Genomic DNA, 17,262 nt, shown 5'->3' on the forward strand with positions numbered 1-17,262 from the left:
CTCCTTAACGCCCCATGGACGCTCTTGTGTCTGGTCGTCGTTCACACGAATCCCGTCGGTCCCGAAATGAACTCACTTAGGTTCCGAGCGACAAGCGCGGGGAAAAGTTCACGCCCATTTGCCGGGGAATCAAATCCCTTGCGCGACGGTCAACTCACTTAAGCACGACTTACGCCATGTGCCAGTGGAGGCATCAACGATGAGTATTCCAATCCCCGCCGAAACCCCGGATCCGAACATCGACACCCCGACCATCCCGCCGACCGAGCCGGAACCGGTGCCTGAGCAAGAGCCGCCCGGCACCACACCGCCACCCCGGGAAGATCCACCGAACACCATGCCGCCGGTGATCGTTGCGCCTGAGTAATGACTACGGCCGCTCCTGCTCGTCTTTGTCCCTGTCGAGCATCTTCACGACCCTTGGCATCACGCTGAAAATCGCCAATGCCAGCAACGTACTGAACACCGCCGTCGCTTCCCGGCCCAGCCCGGCCGAGACCCCGATGGCGGCGGTCATCCACAACCCGGCGGCGGTGGTCAGGCCTTTGACGTGGCCTTCATCGCCTTCCTGGTTTTTCAGGATGGTGCCGGCACCGAGGAAGCCGATCCCGGCGATCACGCCTTGCACCACCCGGCTCATGGCATCGGCCTGGGAGCCGGACATCTGCGGCACCAGTACAAACAATGCGGCACCGAGGGCTACCAGCGTGTGCGTGCGTACACCGGCAGCCTTGCCCTTTTGCTCACGCTCGAAACCGAGAATGCCGCCGAGAAGCGCCGCGATCAGCAGCCGAACGGTGATGCGCGTCAGTTGCGACGCATCGGCGATGTCGGCGAACTCTGCTTGCAGCGTTTCCCAAACCTCATGCCACCAGGCGTTCATGGTGCAATCCTTGTGATTGATCGTTATGGGAGGATGGGCCGCGCCGACCATTAATCGGTTGCACAGAACGATGACCGTCGGATGCGCCCTAACAGTTTAGAACCCGCAGAAAAAAGGACACTTCCATGACTGTGCGCATCGAAAACCAGACCTGCTTTTTCATCACCGAGAACGGCGAAGAAATTCGTCTGTGCCCCGACGTCACGATCATCACCGACTCCGATAAAGCCATGTCGGCGGTTGAGCTCAACGGCCAGCGCGTGTACATCACCGAAGCAGAAGCCGACGCATTGACCGTAGCAGGCGCAGTGGACGGTCGTAAGCATTTGAAGGCCACCGACAGTGATTCGGTGATTTGACTGACCCGGATCAACAAACCTCGCAAGCGCCTGATATAGGCGCCTGCGCCCTGCTGTGACGGGGTGCATCAAGTTGTCGCAGGCCGCGGATCAAACCCCATCTGATCCGCTTTTTATTGCAATACCTGAGTCTGTTATGCAAACAGATCGCTGGTCATAGTGCTCGTGCCTGATGGAGGCTGATGAGCGAAAGACCATGAGCGAAAGAATCCCCGTCCGAACCGTAGAAAGCGTCCCTTTAGTACAGAGCTTCGAGCCTTCACGTGCAAAGATAAAGGCCAAGTCCAGCGACAACCTGATCCATACCCGCAGCTTCACCGGCCTGTTCCGCACCTTGCGCCTTTTCGGTGCGGGGTTTCTGTTTTTGCTGTTCTTCGGCACCGTGTGGCTGAACTGGGGTGACCGTCAGGCGGTGCTCTGGGACCTTTCCGAAAGTAAATTCCACATCTTCGGCGCGACCTTCTGGCCACAGGATTTCATCCTGCTCTCGGCGCTGTTGATCATTGCGGCGTTCGGCCTGTTCGCGATCACCGTGTTCGCCGGCAGGGTCTGGTGCGGTTACACCTGCCCGCAGAGCTCCTGGACCTGGATTTTCATGTGGTGCGAGAAGATCACCGAAGGCGAACGCAATCAGCGGATCAAGTTGCAAGCCGCGCCGTGGGGCCTGAACAAACTGATCCGCCGCTCGACCAAGCACACCCTGTGGCTGGCCATCAGCCTGCTGACCGGGCTGACGTTTGTTGGCTACTTCACGCCGATCCGGCCGCTGGCCGAAGAGCTACTGACCTTGCAGATGGGCGGTGTCAGTCTGTTCTGGGTGCTGTTTTTCACCGGCGCGACTTACATCAACGCCGGCTGGCTGCGTGAAGCGGTGTGCATGCACATGTGCCCGTATGCGCGGTTCCAGAGCGTGATGTTCGACAAGGACACCTTGACCATTTCCTACGACGTGGCTCGTGGTGAACACCGTGGCCCGCGCAAACGCGAGGTGAAACCGGCCGAAGTGGGACTGGGTGATTGCATCGATTGCCAGCTGTGCGTGCAGGTCTGCCCGACCGGGATCGACATTCGCGACGGGTTGCAAATGGAGTGCATCGGGTGCGCGGCGTGCATCGACGCCTGCGATTCGATCATGGACAAAATGGGCTATGCCCGTGGCTTGATCAGCTATACCTCGGAACATGAGTTGCAAGGTGGCAAGACACACCTGCTGCGGCCGCGGCTGATCGGTTACACCGCGGTGCTGCTGGTGATGATCGGTGCCCTCGCCCTTGCCCTGGTCGAACGGCCGATGGTGTCGCTGGACGTGAGCAAGGACCGCGGCCTGTTCCGCGAGAACAGTCAGGGGCAGATCGAAAACATCTACAGCCTGAAGGTCATCAACAAAACCCAGCTGCGCCAGGACTACCGGCTGAGCCTGGTGGACGGCGAAGGTTTCGTGCTGCAAGGCAAGACCGAGCTGAGCCTGGCGCCGGGCGAGATTGTCGATGTGCCAGTGTCAGTGGCCATGACCACCGAACGGCCCAGCAGCAGCTCGCAGACGATCAGTTTCAAGATTGCCGACAGCGACGAACCGGACATCTACAGCGTGGCCAAGAGCCGGTTTGTTGCGCCAATGAACCGTTGATCCCTTAGACTGCGGTGCCCTGTGGAAAGCAGGGCTCCTGTGGCGAGGGAGCTTGCTCCCGCTCGACTGCGTAGCATTCGTAAATTCTGGGGGCGCTTCGCACCCCAGCGGGAGCAAGCTCCCTCGCCACAACAGCGTACCCATTGAATAACTTCAATCCAGGCACTCGATGAAACGCTACGAAAAATTCGCCGACGACATCGCTGAGCTGATCCGTTCCGGGGTCCTCGGTCCTGGCCAGCGCGTGCCGTCGGTGCGCTACGCCAGCCAGACTTACGGGGTCAGCCCGTCCACTGTGTTCCAGGCCTATTACCTGCTGGAACGCCGTGGCCTGATCCGCGCCCGGCCGCGTTCCGGCTACTTCGTCAACGCGCACGCACCGAGCCCGTTCTCGGAGCCGGTGATCAGCAGCCAGGTCAATGAATCCACCGAAGTCGACGTCAGCGAACTGGTGTTCTCGGTCCTCGACTCGATCAAGGACCCGACCACCATGCCCTTCGGTTCGGCCTTCCCCAGCCCGACCCTGTTCCCGTTGCAGCGCCTGTCCCGCTCCCTGGCCAGCGCCGCACGGGACATGGACCCGCGCATGGTCGTCACCGACATGTCGCCGGGCAACCCGCAGCTGCGGCGCCAGATTGCCCTGCGCTACATGGTCGGCGGGCTGATGCTGCCGATGGAAGAACTGCTGATCACCAACGGCGCGCTGGAAGCCCTGAACCTGTGCCTGCAAGCGGTCACCGAACCCGGCGATCTCGTGGCGATAGAAGCGCCGGCGTTCTATGCCTGCCTGCAAATCCTGGAACGGCTGAAACTCAAAGCCGTCGAGATTCCGGTGCACCCGCGCGACGGTATCGACCTGGGCGTACTCGCGCAAACCCTGGAGCGCCACCCGATCAAGGCCTGCTGGTGCATGACCAGTTTCCAGAACCCAATGGGCGCGACCATGCCCGAAACCAAGAAGCAGGAGTTGGTCGAGCTGTTACGCAGCCACCAGGTGCCGCTGATCGAGGACGACGTCTACGCCGAACTCTATTACGGTCAACAGGCGCCGAAACCGGCCAAGGCGTTTGATACAGAAGGGTTGGTGATGCATTGCGGTTCCTTCGCCAAGAGCCTTGCCCCCGGCTACCGCATTGGCTGGGTCGCCGCCGGGCGATATGCGCAGAAGATCGAACGGCTGAAACTCATGACCTCGCTGTGCGCCTCGATGCCGGCCCAAGCCGCCATCGCCGACTACCTGCAACACGGCGGATATGATCGGCACCTGCGCAAACTGCGCTATGCCCTGGAAGAACAGCAAAGCGCCATGCTCGCTGCCATCGCACGCTACTTCCCGGCGCAGACACGCGTCAGCCAACCCGCCGGCGGCTACTTCCTGTGGCTGGAATTGCCGCCGCAAATGGATTCACTGAAGTTGTTTCAGATGGCATTGGCGCAAGGCATCAGCATCGCGCCGGGGCCGATCTTTTCACCGACGCAGCGGTTCAGGAATTGTATCCGGCTGAATTATGGCAGCCCGTGGACCGAGGATTCGGAGAAGGCGATGGAGACGTTGGGGCGCATCGTCAGGTCATTCTGACAATTCTGTGTCGTTTGACAGATTGCTATCGCGAGCAGGCTCGCTCCCACAGGAGTTTAGTGTTGTTCACTATTAATGTGTTCACACCTATCCACTGTGGGAGCGAGCCTGCTCGCGATGAGGCCAGATTCGACAATAAGGATCTTGGGGATTAACGCCCGCCCCCAAGATCAACAAAAGTCCCGGTCGCATAAGAAGCCTTGTCCGATAGCAACCAGATAATCGCCTCAGCCACTTCATCCGGCCGTCCACCGCGAGCCATTGGAATCGCCGATTCGAGTTTGCTGACCCGATCCGGATCACCGCTCAGCGCATGGAAGTCGGTGTAGATGAACCCCGGCCGCACCGCGTTGACCCGAATCCCCTCGCCCGCCACTTCCTTGGACAGGCCGATGGTGAAGCTGTCCAGCGCGCCTTTCGAGGCGGCGTAATCCACATATTCATTGGGTGAGCCCAAACGCGAGGCCACCGAGGACACATTGACGATGCTGCCGCCCTGCCCGCCATGCTTGGGCGACATGCGCATGATCGCGTGCTTGGCGCAGAGGATCGGTGCCAGGACGTTGGTCTTGAGGGTTTTGAGAATGCGGAACTCGGACATTTCGTCGACGCGGGACTTGTGGCCCACGGTGCCGGCGTTATTCACCAGCGCGGTGACTCGACCCAGCTCAGTGTCCACCCGGTGGAACAGACTGATCACTTCGTCTTCGATGCTGACGTCGGCGCGCACTGCAATGGCTTGAGCACCCAATGCACGGACTTGCGCCAGCACGCTTTGCGCAGCCGACTCGTCGGACTGATAGTTGATGCAGATCCGATAACCAAGCTCGGCGGCCAACAGCGCGGTTGCAGCGCCGATACCGCGGCCGCCGCCGGTGATGACAATGACTTTGTCCATGCTGACTTTCCCCTTCACGCGTAAGCAATCGGGGCCAAGAATAACCGCCATTGCGCGGTTTTGCATGGACTCACGTCAAGTGACCCTACCAACGTCGTATGTATTGGAGACTCTGTAGCAGCTGTCGAGTCCCCTTGTGGCGAGGGGGCTTGCCCCCGTTGGGTCGCTAAGCGGCGCCGTACATCTTTCAGACATACTGCGTGGCTTGGTTTACGACCGCTTCGCAGCCGAACGGGGCGGTGCGGCGTTCCGACAAGCCCCCTCGCCACAGGAGCCCCTCACCACGCAGCAGGCTCGTCAGCGGCTACAGGCACAATGCCCGTCGCCGATCGTTCCCCACGAACAATTTCGTCCATGAAGCGATCCGCCGGCAGCGGGTGCCCGAGCAGATAGCCCTGCAATGAATCGCAGCCCAGTTTGGTCAGGAAGTCTTGCTGGACGCCGGTTTCCACGCCTTCGGCGACGATGCGCAAGCCCAGCGCCTGCCCGAGGGCGACGATGGCTGACACGATGGCGGCGTCGTCACTGTCGTGTTCCAGATCGCGGACGAAACCACGGTCGATTTTCAGTTCGTTGGCTGGCAGGCGCTTGAGGTACATCAAGCTCGAATAGCCGGTGCCGAAGTCGTCGATGGACAGATCGACGCCCATTTCCGAGAGTTCCTGAAGCACCGTCATGCTCGCATCGGCATCGCTCATGGCGGTGGTTTCAGTGATTTCCAGGGTCAGACTGTTGGCCGGCAGCTGATGCGTGGCCAAGGCTTTGGAGACGCTCTTGACCAGGCCCGCATGGCAGAACTGCAACGCAGAGAGGTTCACCGCAATGCGCCAGTCGGTGTAGCCGAGCACGTACCACTCGCGCATCTGGCGACAGGCTTCGTTCAGCACCCATTCACCAATGGGAATGATCAGCCCGGTCCTTTCCGCCAGGTCGATAAACTTGTCTGGCAGCAGCATGCCCTGGGTCGGATGTTCCCAGCGCAGCAGCGCTTCGGCGCCTACCGGGCGACCATTGCCGGCGTCGAACTTCGGTTGGTAATAGAGGCTGAACTGCTGCTGATCGAGGGCATTGCGCAAATCCTGCAGCAATTGCAGCTGTTTGCGCGCGTTGCTGTTCATCGACGCGTCAAAGAAGCTGTAGCCGTTTTTCCCGGCGCCCTTGGCGTGGTACATCGCCGCGTCGGCGTTCATCAGCAGTTCCTGGGCGGTTTGACCGTTGCCCGGGTACAGCGCGATGCCGAGGCTGGCGGAAATCTGCAAGTTGTGTTCGGCGACCCGGAACGAACTGCCGATCAGACCGACCTGCCGCGCCGCCACGTTCAGCGCATCGTTTGGCTCGCTGAGGCGCACCAGCAGAACGAATTCATCGCCGCCGATCCGCGCCAACGTGTCCTGACTGCGCATCTCCTCACGCAGACGCAAACCGACCTCACGCAACAACTGATCGCCCATGTGGTGACCGAAAGCATCATTGACCGGTTTGAAGCCGTCGAGGTCGATGAACATCAGCGCGAAACAACCGCCCTGCTCCTGAACCTTGGACATGGCCTGCTCGATGCGATCGGCCAGTAACATGCGATTGGGCAAACCGGTCAGGGTGTCGTGCAGGGCCAGTTGGGTCAGTTCGCGGTTGGCTTCCGTCAGCGAACGCGCGAGATCAGCAGTGCGAGCCTCAAGACGCGCATCCAGCACCGAAGTCAGCAAGGCAATGCTCAACACCGCGAGCGTGGTGATCAACACCAGGTTGTCGAGGCCTTTGCCGTTCAAGCCGCTGATGGCGGCGCCACAGAAGCTGCCGTCCGGGAAGCGTGCTGCGGCCATGGCGGTGTAGTGCATGCCGACGATGGCGAGCCCCATGATCACCGCCGCACCGGCGCGAAGCAGGCCCACATACGGCGTGTGCTGACGCAGGCGGAAGGCAATCCATAACGCGGCGCCGGAAGCGCCGACGGCGATGAGCAGCGATGCACCAAACAGTGTCGGGTCGTAATCGATGCCCGGCTGCATGCGCATGGCCGCCATGCCGGTGTAATGCATGGCACTGATCCCGGCGCCCATGATCAATGCGCCGAACAAAAGTTGCCAGGTCGGCAACCTTGGCTGACTGACCAGCCAAAGGGCAAAACCGCAGGACAGGATCGCGGTCAGTAGCGACAGGGACGTAAGGGTGAGGTCGTAACCCAGGTCGATGGGCAAGGTGAACGCGAGCATGCCGATAAAGTGCATCGACCACACGCCCACGCCCATGGCAAAGGCGCCGCCCGCTGTCCATAGGAACACGGCCCGGCCTTTGGCGGTGGCAATGCGTTCGGTCAAGTCGAGCGCGGTATAGGAGGCGAGAATCGCTACACAGAGCGAAATGATAACCAGCGTGGGTGAATAGCTACCGATGAGCATGTGACTTCTCGCGATCGCCCTACCGTACTGCTTCCGTTCTCGGGAGGGCAAATCGGATGATTGTACTGATTGCGTAAAAGAACGCACTGACAAACGTAATCATATGGCCATCAACCCGATGAAACGCTTGTTTGACTCCCGATGACGACACGTTCGCTTGTAGCAGCTGCCGAGCCTGCGAGGCTGCGTTCGGCGACGCAGTCGTCGTAAAACCTGCACATGCGGTTCTCCTGACGCACCGCGCCGCCTGATTTCACGACGACTGCGTCGCCGAACGCAGCCTCGCAGGCTCGACAGCTGCTACAGGGGCCGCGCTATTTGTTTTCGCTCACCTGAAGCGCACCGTCCCACCCACCGCCCAGCGCCGCAATCAGCTGCACACTGGCAATCAACCGACTCTGCAACAGGCTCAACACACTGCGTTCATTACTCAGCGCAGTGGCCTGCACCACCACTACATCCAGGTAAGCAATCACCCCGGCCTTGTACTGGTTTTGCGTCAAGCGCAGGGATTCGCGCGCCGCATCCAGTGCTTCCTGGCGCACGCCGGCTTCGTCTTCCAGCACCTTGAGCTGCACCAGGTAGTTTTCCACCTCGCGGAAACCATCGAGCACGGTCTGGCGGTACTTGGCGACAGTTTCGTCGTAGGCCGCTTCACTGCGATCGACCTCGGCCGAACGCTGGCCGCCATCAAACAGGGTCATGGCCAGTTGCGGTCCCACCGACCAGAAGCGGTTGGGCACGCTGATCCAGTCGGCATAGGTGCTGCTGCTATAACCGCCGTTCAGGCTCAGGGTCAGGTCCGGGTAGTAGGCGGCCTTCGCCACGCCGATGTTGGCGTTGGCCGCCATTACCGAGCGTTCTGCGGAAGCGATGTCCGGGCGACGCTCTAGCAGCTGCGACGGCAGGCCCAGCGGTACTTCGGGCAACGCCGGGATGGTCTTGGTTTCGGCCAGGCTGAACTCGGCGGGTGGTAGCCCGATCAGCACGGCGATGGCGTTCTCGAACTGGGCACGCTGCCAGATCAGGTCGACCATATCCGCCTGGGTGCTTTTGAGCTGGGTCTGCGCCTGAGCCACCGCGTCCTTGCCGGAGACGCCGGCGCGGTACTGGTTTTCGGTCATTTTGAGCGAGCGCTGATAGGCCTCGACGGTCGCCTCCAGCAGGCGTTTCTGTTCGTCGATCACCCGCAATTGCAGATAGTTCTGCACCAGTTCCGATTGCTGGCTCAGGCGCATCGCTGCCAGATCGGCAAAACTGGCTTCGGCGTTGGCGGTGTCGGCTTCCAGGCCCCGACGCAACTTGCCCCAAATGTCCGCTTCCCAACTGACCCCGGCCTGCGCGGTGTAGGTGTCTCGAATCCCGCTGGAGGAACTGGTCAGGCTCGAACTGCTGCTGCCGGTGCCCTGGCTGGAGCGGTTTTTCCCGACGGTCAGGTCCACCGTCGGAAAAAATGCACCCCGGGCGCTGCGCACCAAGGCCTGGGCCTGACGGTACTGGGCTTCGGACTGGGCGACGGTCTGGTTGGAGCTGTTGAGTTTTTCGATCAGACCGTTGAGCTGCTGATCGCCATACAACTCCCACCAGGCACCACGGGCCAGGGAATCACTCGGGCTGGCCTGACGCCAACCGGCGGCTTCCTTGTACTGCACCGGCGCGGCCGCTGGCGGGCGCTGGTAGTCCGGGCCGACAGCGCAAGCGCTGAGCATCGCCACGCACAGCGCCAGACTCAGCAAACGCGAGCCCCGGGCGGATGCCAGCGGCGTGGCCAGATTGATAAGCGAACGGTCAGTCATAGCGGAGTTTCCAGAGCAGCATCGGTACGCACGCCACGCCATTTGTTGAAGCGATGGCGCAGTTTGTCGAGATAGAGGTAAACCACCGGGGTGGTGTAAAGGGTCAGCACCTGACTGAAGATCAGCCCGCCGATGATGGTCAGGCCCAGCGGCTGGCGCATTTCCGCCCCTTCGGCACGGCCCAACAGCAACGGCAACGCACCGAGAATCGCCGCCAGGGTGGTCATCAGAATCGGCCGCAGACGTTGCAGGCAAGCACTGCGAATCGATTCCAGTGGCGCCATGCCCTGATGGCGCTCGAGTTGCAACGCCAGGTCGATCATCAGGATGGCGTTTTTCTTCACCACGCCGATGAGCAGGAACAACCCGAGCAACGAAATCAGGCTGAACTCACCGCCCAGCGCATAGATCGACAGCAACGCGCCGACCCCGGCCGATGGCAACGTCGACAAGATGGTCAGCGGATGAATGTAGCTTTCATACAGCACACCCAACACCAGATACACCGCCACCAGTGCGCCGAGAATCATCCACGGCTGGCTCTTCTGGGTGGCGGCGAAGGCATCGGCGGTGCCGGCCATTTTCGCGATGACATCTTCCGGCAGGCCCACCTTGGCAATCGCACGTTCGATGGCGGCACTGCCCTGCTCCACCGTGACACCTTCCGCCATGTCGAAGGCAATGCTTTCGGAGGCGAACTGGCCTTCATGGCTGACCCGGTCGTCTTCCAGACTGTTTTCATAGTGCGCAATGGTCGACAGCGGAATCCGCGCGCCGTCAGCGGTGATCACCTGCACCTGCTTGAGGGTGATCGGGTCCTGGGCGTATTTCGGATTGACCTCCATCACCACCTGGTATTGGTTGAGGCTGTCGTAAATCGTCGAGATCTGCCGCTGGCTGTAAGCGTTGTTGAGCACCGAGGTGACCATGTCCATGTCGACCCCCAGACGCTTCGCCTGATCGCGGTCGACGATCAACGTCACTTGCTGGGCGCCCCGACCTTCACGGGCATCGATCGCCGTCAGCTCTGGCAATGCTTTCAAAGCGGTGACAACTTTCGGGTACCACTGGCGCAATGCGCCCAGATCACCGCTTTGCAAGATGTAGGAATACTGCGCAGTGGTCTGTTCACGACCCCCACCGAACTGCAGGTCCTGATCCGCCATCAGCATCAATTGCGCGCCAGCGACCTTGGGCATTTCCTTGCGCAGGCGTTCGATGACTTTCTGCGCGGAAATGTTGCGTTCCTTGATCGGTTTCAAGCGCACCAGCATGAAAGCGTTGTTGGTGCCGTTGGTGCCGCCGATGAATCCGGCGACGCTTTCAACCGCGTCGTCCTTGAGCACGGCACGGCGGAACGTTTCCATTTTCGGCTGCATCACGCTGAACGATAGCCCGTCGTCGCCACGCACAAAACCGATCAGTTGACCGGTGTCCTGCTGCGGCATAAAGGTTTTAGGAACAACGATATACAACGCGATGTTAACGCCGACTGTCACGAACAGGCTGAGTAAGGTCAACCGACGGTGACGCAGCACCCAGTCGAGGCTGGTCGCGTATTTGCCGACCATCCATTCGTTAGCCCGCTGACTCCAGCGCTGCAAACGGTTTTCCTGCCCCGGCGTGTGCGGCTTGAGCCAACGGGCGCAGAGCATCGGCGTCAGCGTCAGCGAGACCACCAGCGAGACCACGATAGACGCCGCCAACGTAATGGAAAACTCGCGAAACAGGCTTTCGACAATCCCGCCCATAAACAGGATCGACAGGAACACCGCCACCAGCGAGACGTTCATCGACAGTAACGTGAACCCGACCTCCTCAGCCCCGAGGTAGGCGGCCTTCATCGGCGGCACGCCTTCGTCGATGTGCCGGGAAATGTTCTCCAGCACCACAATGGCATCGTCCACCACCAGCCCGGTGGCCAGAATCAGTGCCATCAGCGACAGGTTGTTCAGGGAAAACCCGTAGAGGTACATCACCGCAAACGTGCCGACCAGTGACACCGGCACCGCCAGGGTCGGAATCAGCGAGGCGCGGAAGTTACCGAGAAACAGGAACACCACCAGAATCACCAGCGCCACGGCAATCAACAGGGTCATTTCCGCTTCGTGCAATGTGGCCTTGATCACCGGCGAACGGTCCATCGCCAGGTTCAGCTTGACGCTGGCCGGCAGCACCGCCTGCAACGCCGGCAGCTGCGCCTTGATTTCGTTGACCGTCTCGATGATGTTCGCACCGGCCTGGCGGTTGATCACCAGCAGCACCGCCGCGTCGTTGTTGAAGAAGCCGCTGTTGTAGCGGTCCTCGACACCGTCGCTGACCTTGGCCACATCCTTCAAGCGCAACGCTGCGCCGTCCGCGTAGTGGATGATCAGCGATTCGTAATCCTTGGCTTTCTCCAGTTGATCGTTGGCCTGAACCTGCCACAACCGCTGGCCGTCTTCGACCGAACCTTTCGGCCGGCGCACGTTGGCGTTGGCGATGGTGTTGCGCACATCGTCCAGGGCCACGCCGTACTGGTTGAGCGCCTGGGGTTCGAGTTCGATGCGCACCGCCGGCAGGGAGCTGCCACCAATCTGCACCTCACCGACGCCCTGCACCTGGGACAGGCTCTGGGACAGGATCGTCGAGGCCAGATCGTAGAGCTGGCCTTTTTCCAGCACGTCGGAGGTCAGCGACAGCACCATGATCGGCGCCTGGGACGGGTTGACCTTCTTGTAGGTCGGCATGCTGCGCATCCCGCTCGGCAGCAGGTTGCGCGAAGCGTTGATCGCCGCCTGCACTTCCCGCGCCGCGCCGTTGATGTCGCGGTCCAGATCGAACTGCAAAATCACCCGGGTCGAGCCCTGACTGGAGCGGCTGCTCATGGTGTTGACGCCAGCGATGGCGCCGAAGGAGCGCTCCAGCGGCGTGGCCACGGTCGAGGCCATCACTTCAGGGCTGGCGCCGGGCAAACTGGCCTGGACCACGATCACCGGGAAGTCCATCTGCGGCAACGGCGACACCGGCAACAGGCCGAAGCTCACGCCGCCCAGCAGCATGATCGCCAGGCTCAGCAGCATGGTCGCGACCGGGCGCTTGATGAAAGGTCCGGACAGATTCATGGCTGCTCGACCGCTTCCGCGGCTTCAGACTTGCGACCCCAGCGCCGGCCGAGACGGTCGAAATACAGATAGATCACCGGCGTGGTGAACAGCGTCAGCACCTGGCTCACCAGCAAACCGCCGACCATCACCAGACCCAACGGCTGGCGCAGTTCCGCGCCGGAACCGGTGGCCAGCATCAATGGCACCGCGCCAAACAATGCGGCCAGCGTGGTCATCAGAATCGGCCGGAAACGCAGCAACGCCGCTTGATAGATCGCCGTTTCCGGGTCCATGCCCTGGTTGCGTTCAGCGTCGAGGGCGAAGTCGATCATCATGATCGCGTTCTTTTTCACGATACCGATCAGCAGAATGATGCCGATGATCGCGATCATCCCCAGGTCATTGCCGCTCAACAGCAAGGCCAGCAAGGCGCCGACCGCCGCCGAGGGCAAGGTCGAGAGAATGGTGATCGGGTGGATATAGCTCTCGTACAACACGCCGAGCACGATGTACATGGTCACCACCGCCGCCAGAATCAGCAGCAAGGTGCTCGACAACGACGCCTGGAATGCCTCGGCCGCGCCTTGGAACTGGGTCTGCACGCCAAGCGGCATGCCGATGTCTTTCTGCACCTGATCGATGATTTCCACCGCATGCCCCAGCGCCACGCCGGGCGCGAGGTTGAACGACATCATCACCGCCGGGAACTGGCCGATGTGGGTGATCGCCAATTGCGCCTGCCGCTCCTCGATGTGCGCCAGGCTCGACAGGCGCACTTGCCCGCCGTCGGTGGTCTTGACGTGAATCTGGTTCAGCGCATCCGGGCCGATCTTCTCGCCGGACTGCGATTGCAGCACCACACGGTACTGGCTGGCCTGGGTGTAGATGGTGGAAATCTGCCGCTGACCGAAGGCGTCGTACAGCGCATCGGTGATGTTCGACACCGACACGCCGACCCGCGACGCCGCATCGCGGTCGATCACCAGATAAACCTGCAAGCCTTTGTCTTGCAGGTCGCTGGCGACGTCGGTCAACTCCGGCCGTTGCGCCAGCGCGTCAACCAGACGCCCGCTCCACAGGCTGAGCAACTCGGAATCAGGCGACGACATGCTGAACTGGTATTGCGTGCGGCTGACGCGGTCTTCGATGGTCAGGTCCTGCACCGGTTGCATAAACAGGCGAATGCCGACCAACTTGTCCAGTTCCGGTTGCAGACGGGCGATCACTTCGGTGGCGCTCAGGTCGCGGTTACTGTGCGACTTGAGGTTGATCAGCAGGCGACCGCTGTTGAGCGTCGAGTTATCACCGTCGACACCGATGTAGGACGACAGGCTTTCCACCGCCGGATCGGCCAGGATGACCTTGGCCAGTTCCTGCTGACGCTCGCTCATTGCCGCAAAGGAAATCGACTGCGGCGCTTCGGAAATGCCCTGGATAACCCCCGTGTCCTGCACCGGGAAAAAGCCCTTGGGCACGACCAGGTACAGGAACACGGTCAGCGCCAGGGTGCCGATCGCCACCATCAGCGTGAGTGGTTGATGCTTGAGAACCCACTTTAACTTGCGCCCGTAAGCCGCGATCATCCAATCAATTGTTGCACCGCTGGCCCGGTAGAAACGACCCTGCTCTTCTTCCTTGGGTTCACGCTTGAGCAACCGTGCGCACATCATCGGCGTCAGGGTCAGCGACACGACCAGGGAAATCAGGATGGCCACCGCAAGGGTGATGGCGAATTCGCGGAACAAGCGCCCCACCACGTCCGCCATGAACAACAGCGGGATCAGTACCGCGATCAACGACAGGGTCAGGGAAATCAGGGTGAAACCGATCTGCTTGGCGCCCTTCAACGCAGCATTAAGGGGACTGTCCCCTTCTTCGATAAACCGGGAAATGTTCTCCAGCATCACGATCGCATCGTCCACCACGAAACCGGTGGCGATGGTCAGGGCCATCAAGGTCAGGTTATTGACCGAGAATCCGGCGAGGTACATCACGCCGAAGGTGCCAATCAGTGACAGCGGCACGGCCACTGATGGAATGATCGTGGCGCTGGCCCGACGCAGAAACAGGAACGTCACCATGACCACCAGCGCGATGGCGATCAGCAATTCGTGCTGCACGTCGGTGACGGAGGCGCGGATGGTCTGGGTGCGGTCGGTGAGGACCGTGACGTCGAGTCCGGCCGGCAGGTTGTCGGTGATGCTCGGCAGCAGGGCCTTGATCCGGTCGACCACTTCAATGACGTTGGCGCCGGGCTGACGCTGAATGTTCAGCAGCACCGCCTGGTTTTCATTGGCCCACGCTGCCAGGCGCTCGTTTTCCGCGCCATCGACGATTTCCGCCACATCCTTCAACCGCAACGGCGCGCCGTTGGCGTAGGCCAAAATCAGGTTGGCGTAATCCTTGGGCGAGGTCAGTTGATCGTTGGCGTCGAGCATCGACACCCGGGTCGGGCCGTCGAAGTTACCCTTGGGCTGGTTGACGTTGGACGCGCCGATCAGGGTGCGCACATCCGACAGGTTCAAGCCATTGGCCGCCAGCGCTTCCGGGTTGACCTTGATCCGCACCGCCTGACGCTGGCCGCCGGCAATGCTGACCATGCCGACGCCGCTGATCTGGGCGATTTTCTGCGCCATGCGCGTATCGACCAAGTCGTTGAGCTTGGGCAACAGCATGGTTTTGGAGGTGATGGCCAGGGTCAGCACAGGAGTGTCCGCCGGGTTGACCTTGTTGTACACCGGCGGCGCCGGCAGGTCCTTGGGCAACAGATTGGTCGCGGCGTTGATCGCGGCCTGCACCTGCTGCTCGGCGACGTCCATGTTGATGTCGAGGCTGAAACGCAAGGTCAGCACCGACGCGCCTCCGGAACTGGTCGACGCCATCTGGGTCAGGCCGGGCATCTGCCCGAACTGACGCTCCAGCGGCGCGGTCACGGCGCTGGTCATGACATCCGGGCTGGCGCCGGGATACAGCGTCATGACGCGGATGGTCGGGTAATCCACCTGAGGCAATGCCGATACCGGCAGCAGCCGATAGGCGATCACACCGGCCAGGATAATGGCCAGCATGCTCAGCGTGGTGGCGACCGGGCGAAGGATGAACAGCCGCGAGATGTTCATGCGCCGCCCTTTTTCGCCTTGTCGGTGGTCGCAGGCTCAGTCGAACTGGCCGCCGATTTGCCTTGCAGGTGGCCGGTCGGGGTGGTCGGCACGTCCTGGGTGTCGTTGACCACTTCCACTTCGCTGCCTTCCTTCAGGCGGTCGGTGCCTTCGAGGACCACGCGGTCTCCGGGGGCAAGGCCTTCGGTGATCACGGTGTTTTCACCGTCACTGGCACCGACTTTCAATTGGCGGATCGCGACTTTCTTGTCGCCGTCCAGGGCGTAGACGAAGGTGCCATTGGTGCCGAATTGAATCGCCGCCGACGGCGCGAGCACCACGTCTTTGAGGGTGTCGGCCAGCAGGTGAACGTTGACGAACTGGTTGGGGAACAGCGCCTGATCACGGTTGTCGTAGCGAGCCTTGAATTTCAGGGTGCCGGTGGTGACGTCGATCTGGTTGTCCAGGCTCTGCAACACGCCGGTGGCCTGCAGTTTGGTGTCGCCACGGTCCCAGGCTTCGGCCGGCAGTTTGGCGCCGGTGCGGTAGCGCGCCAGTACGACATCGAGGCTGTTTTCCGGCAAGGTGAAGGCGACGCTGATCGGTTGGGTCTGGGTGATGATCGCCAGCGCCGTGGTGTCGTTGGCCGCCACCAGGTTGCCGACGTCCAGCTGCCGCAGGCCTACGCGCCCGGCAATCGGGGCGCGGATCCTGGTGAATTCGAGATTGAGCTTGGCATCGTTGACCGCCGCCTGATTGGTCTTGACCGTGCCTTGGTACTGGCCGACCAGTGCTTCGGCGGTGTCCAGGGTTTGCTTGGCGATACTGTCTTCCTTGAACAGGCCGCGATAACGCTCGACGTCGACCTGAGCATTTTTCAACTGGGCCTGGTTCTGCAGCAAGGTGCCTTCGGCCTGGAGCAAGGCGTTCTGGTAAGGGCGCGGATCGATTTCAGCCAGCAGGTCGCCAGCCTTGACCATCTGCCCTTCTTCGAAGGAGATCTTCATCAATTCGCCACCAACCCGGCTGCGCACATTGATGGTGTTCAGCGCAGTGACGGTGCCCAGCGCCTTGTAGTACAGCGGGAAGTCACCCTTGACCGCTGGCGCCACGCGCACCGGGATCGGTCCGGTCGCCCCGCCGAAGCCCGGACGCATCCCCCCCGACTTGCCGGTGTGACCGGCCACGGCTTTCGGCGCAGCACCGTCCTTATTGCCAGTGCCGGCGGGCCAGAATTTCCAGCACAGGCCAGCGATGACCAACAGGACAAGCAGGCCGAGCAGCCAGCGACGAGGATTACGGGAAGCGGAGGATTGCATGGAATGATCAACCATTGGGCGCGTGAGCTTCTTTCTACAGGAGGCTGAACGATAAGCACTGGTGGGTATTAAGCAAAGCGCCTTTACCGGCAATTTACCTTCGGCTTACGTAACAGGAGGTTTATCTAAGACACTGAAGCACAAATGAAAACGGCCTGGACAGAGGGGGCGTTCTCACTGAATTTCCCCGCCGCGCCGGGTCTGCTGTTGTGTAGGGCAAG

General features: G+C 61.2%; 11 protein-coding genes. 4 read left to right on the forward strand and 7 right to left on the reverse strand.

Annotation, left to right across the window (positions count from 1 at the left end):
• Window positions 1-199: 199 nt before the first annotated feature.
• Window positions 200-367 (forward strand): hypothetical protein, encoded by a 168-nt coding sequence (locus ACA075_RS15330; protein ID WP_497293591.1) that lies wholly within the window; start codon window positions 200-202, stop codon window positions 365-367.
• A gap of 3 nt (window positions 368-370) precedes the next feature.
• On the opposite strand, the gene ACA075_RS15335 is transcribed toward ACA075_RS15330, so the two are convergent.
• Window positions 371-883 (reverse strand): MgtC/SapB family protein, encoded by a 513-nt coding sequence (locus ACA075_RS15335; protein ID WP_497293592.1) that lies wholly within the window; start codon window positions 881-883, stop codon window positions 371-373.
• Between the two features lie 125 nt (window positions 884-1,008).
• Between ACA075_RS15335 and ACA075_RS15340 the strand changes: the two genes are divergently transcribed.
• The 3 genes from ACA075_RS15340 (at window position 1,009) to mapR (ending at window position 4,448) form a co-directional block, all read left to right on the forward strand.
• Window positions 1,009-1,242, forward strand: coding sequence for a DUF3203 family protein (locus ACA075_RS15340; RefSeq protein WP_497293594.1), 234 nt, complete (start codon window positions 1,009-1,011; stop codon window positions 1,240-1,242).
• Window positions 1,243-1,438: 196 nt separating this feature from the next.
• Entirely contained in the window at window positions 1,439-2,869 is a 1,431-nt protein-coding gene (ccoG, locus tag ACA075_RS15345) for a cytochrome c oxidase accessory protein CcoG (protein ID WP_497293595.1), read from the forward strand.
• A gap of 169 nt (window positions 2,870-3,038) precedes the next feature.
• The gene (mapR, locus tag ACA075_RS15350) at window positions 3,039-4,448 is read left to right on the forward strand and encodes a GntR family transcriptional regulator MpaR (protein ID WP_497293597.1); all 1,410 of its coding nucleotides are present in this window, start codon (window positions 3,039-3,041) and stop codon (window positions 4,446-4,448) included.
• 151 nt (window positions 4,449-4,599) lie between these two features.
• Here mapR and ACA075_RS15355 read toward each other — a convergent pair whose 3' ends face one another.
• From ACA075_RS15355 to ACA075_RS15380, 6 genes are all read right to left on the reverse strand, one after another.
• Window positions 4,600-5,346, reverse strand: a complete 747-nt coding sequence (locus ACA075_RS15355) for an SDR family oxidoreductase (protein WP_497293599.1) — start codon at window positions 5,344-5,346, stop codon at window positions 4,600-4,602.
• A gap of 278 nt (window positions 5,347-5,624) precedes the next feature.
• Window positions 5,625-7,742 (reverse strand): putative bifunctional diguanylate cyclase/phosphodiesterase, encoded by a 2,118-nt coding sequence (locus ACA075_RS15360; RefSeq protein ID WP_497293600.1) that lies wholly within the window; start codon window positions 7,740-7,742, stop codon window positions 5,625-5,627.
• Window positions 7,743-8,056: 314 nt separating this feature from the next.
• Window positions 8,057-9,538 (reverse strand): efflux transporter outer membrane subunit, encoded by a 1,482-nt coding sequence (locus ACA075_RS15365; protein WP_497293601.1) that lies wholly within the window; start codon window positions 9,536-9,538, stop codon window positions 8,057-8,059.
• A complete protein-coding gene (locus tag ACA075_RS15370; RefSeq protein WP_497293603.1) occupies window positions 9,535-12,642 on the reverse strand; it encodes an efflux RND transporter permease subunit in 3,108 nt (1,035 codons plus the stop codon). The genes ACA075_RS15365 and ACA075_RS15370 overlap by 4 nt, the downstream gene beginning before the upstream one ends.
• Window positions 12,639-15,743 carry an MdtB/MuxB family multidrug efflux RND transporter permease subunit gene (locus tag ACA075_RS15375; protein ID WP_497293605.1) on the reverse strand — a complete coding sequence of 1,035 codons (3,105 nt, stop codon included), beginning with the start codon at window positions 15,741-15,743 and terminating at the stop codon, window positions 12,639-12,641. The genes ACA075_RS15370 and ACA075_RS15375 overlap by 4 nt, the downstream gene beginning before the upstream one ends.
• On the reverse strand, window positions 15,740-17,056 hold the full coding sequence (locus ACA075_RS15380; protein WP_497293606.1) for an MdtA/MuxA family multidrug efflux RND transporter periplasmic adaptor subunit: 1,317 nt from the start codon (window positions 17,054-17,056) through the stop codon (window positions 15,740-15,742). The genes ACA075_RS15375 and ACA075_RS15380 overlap by 4 nt, the downstream gene beginning before the upstream one ends.
• Window positions 17,057-17,262: the final 206 nt, after the last annotated feature.

The organism is Pseudomonas sp. LBUM1663 (genome assembly GCF_059695905.1).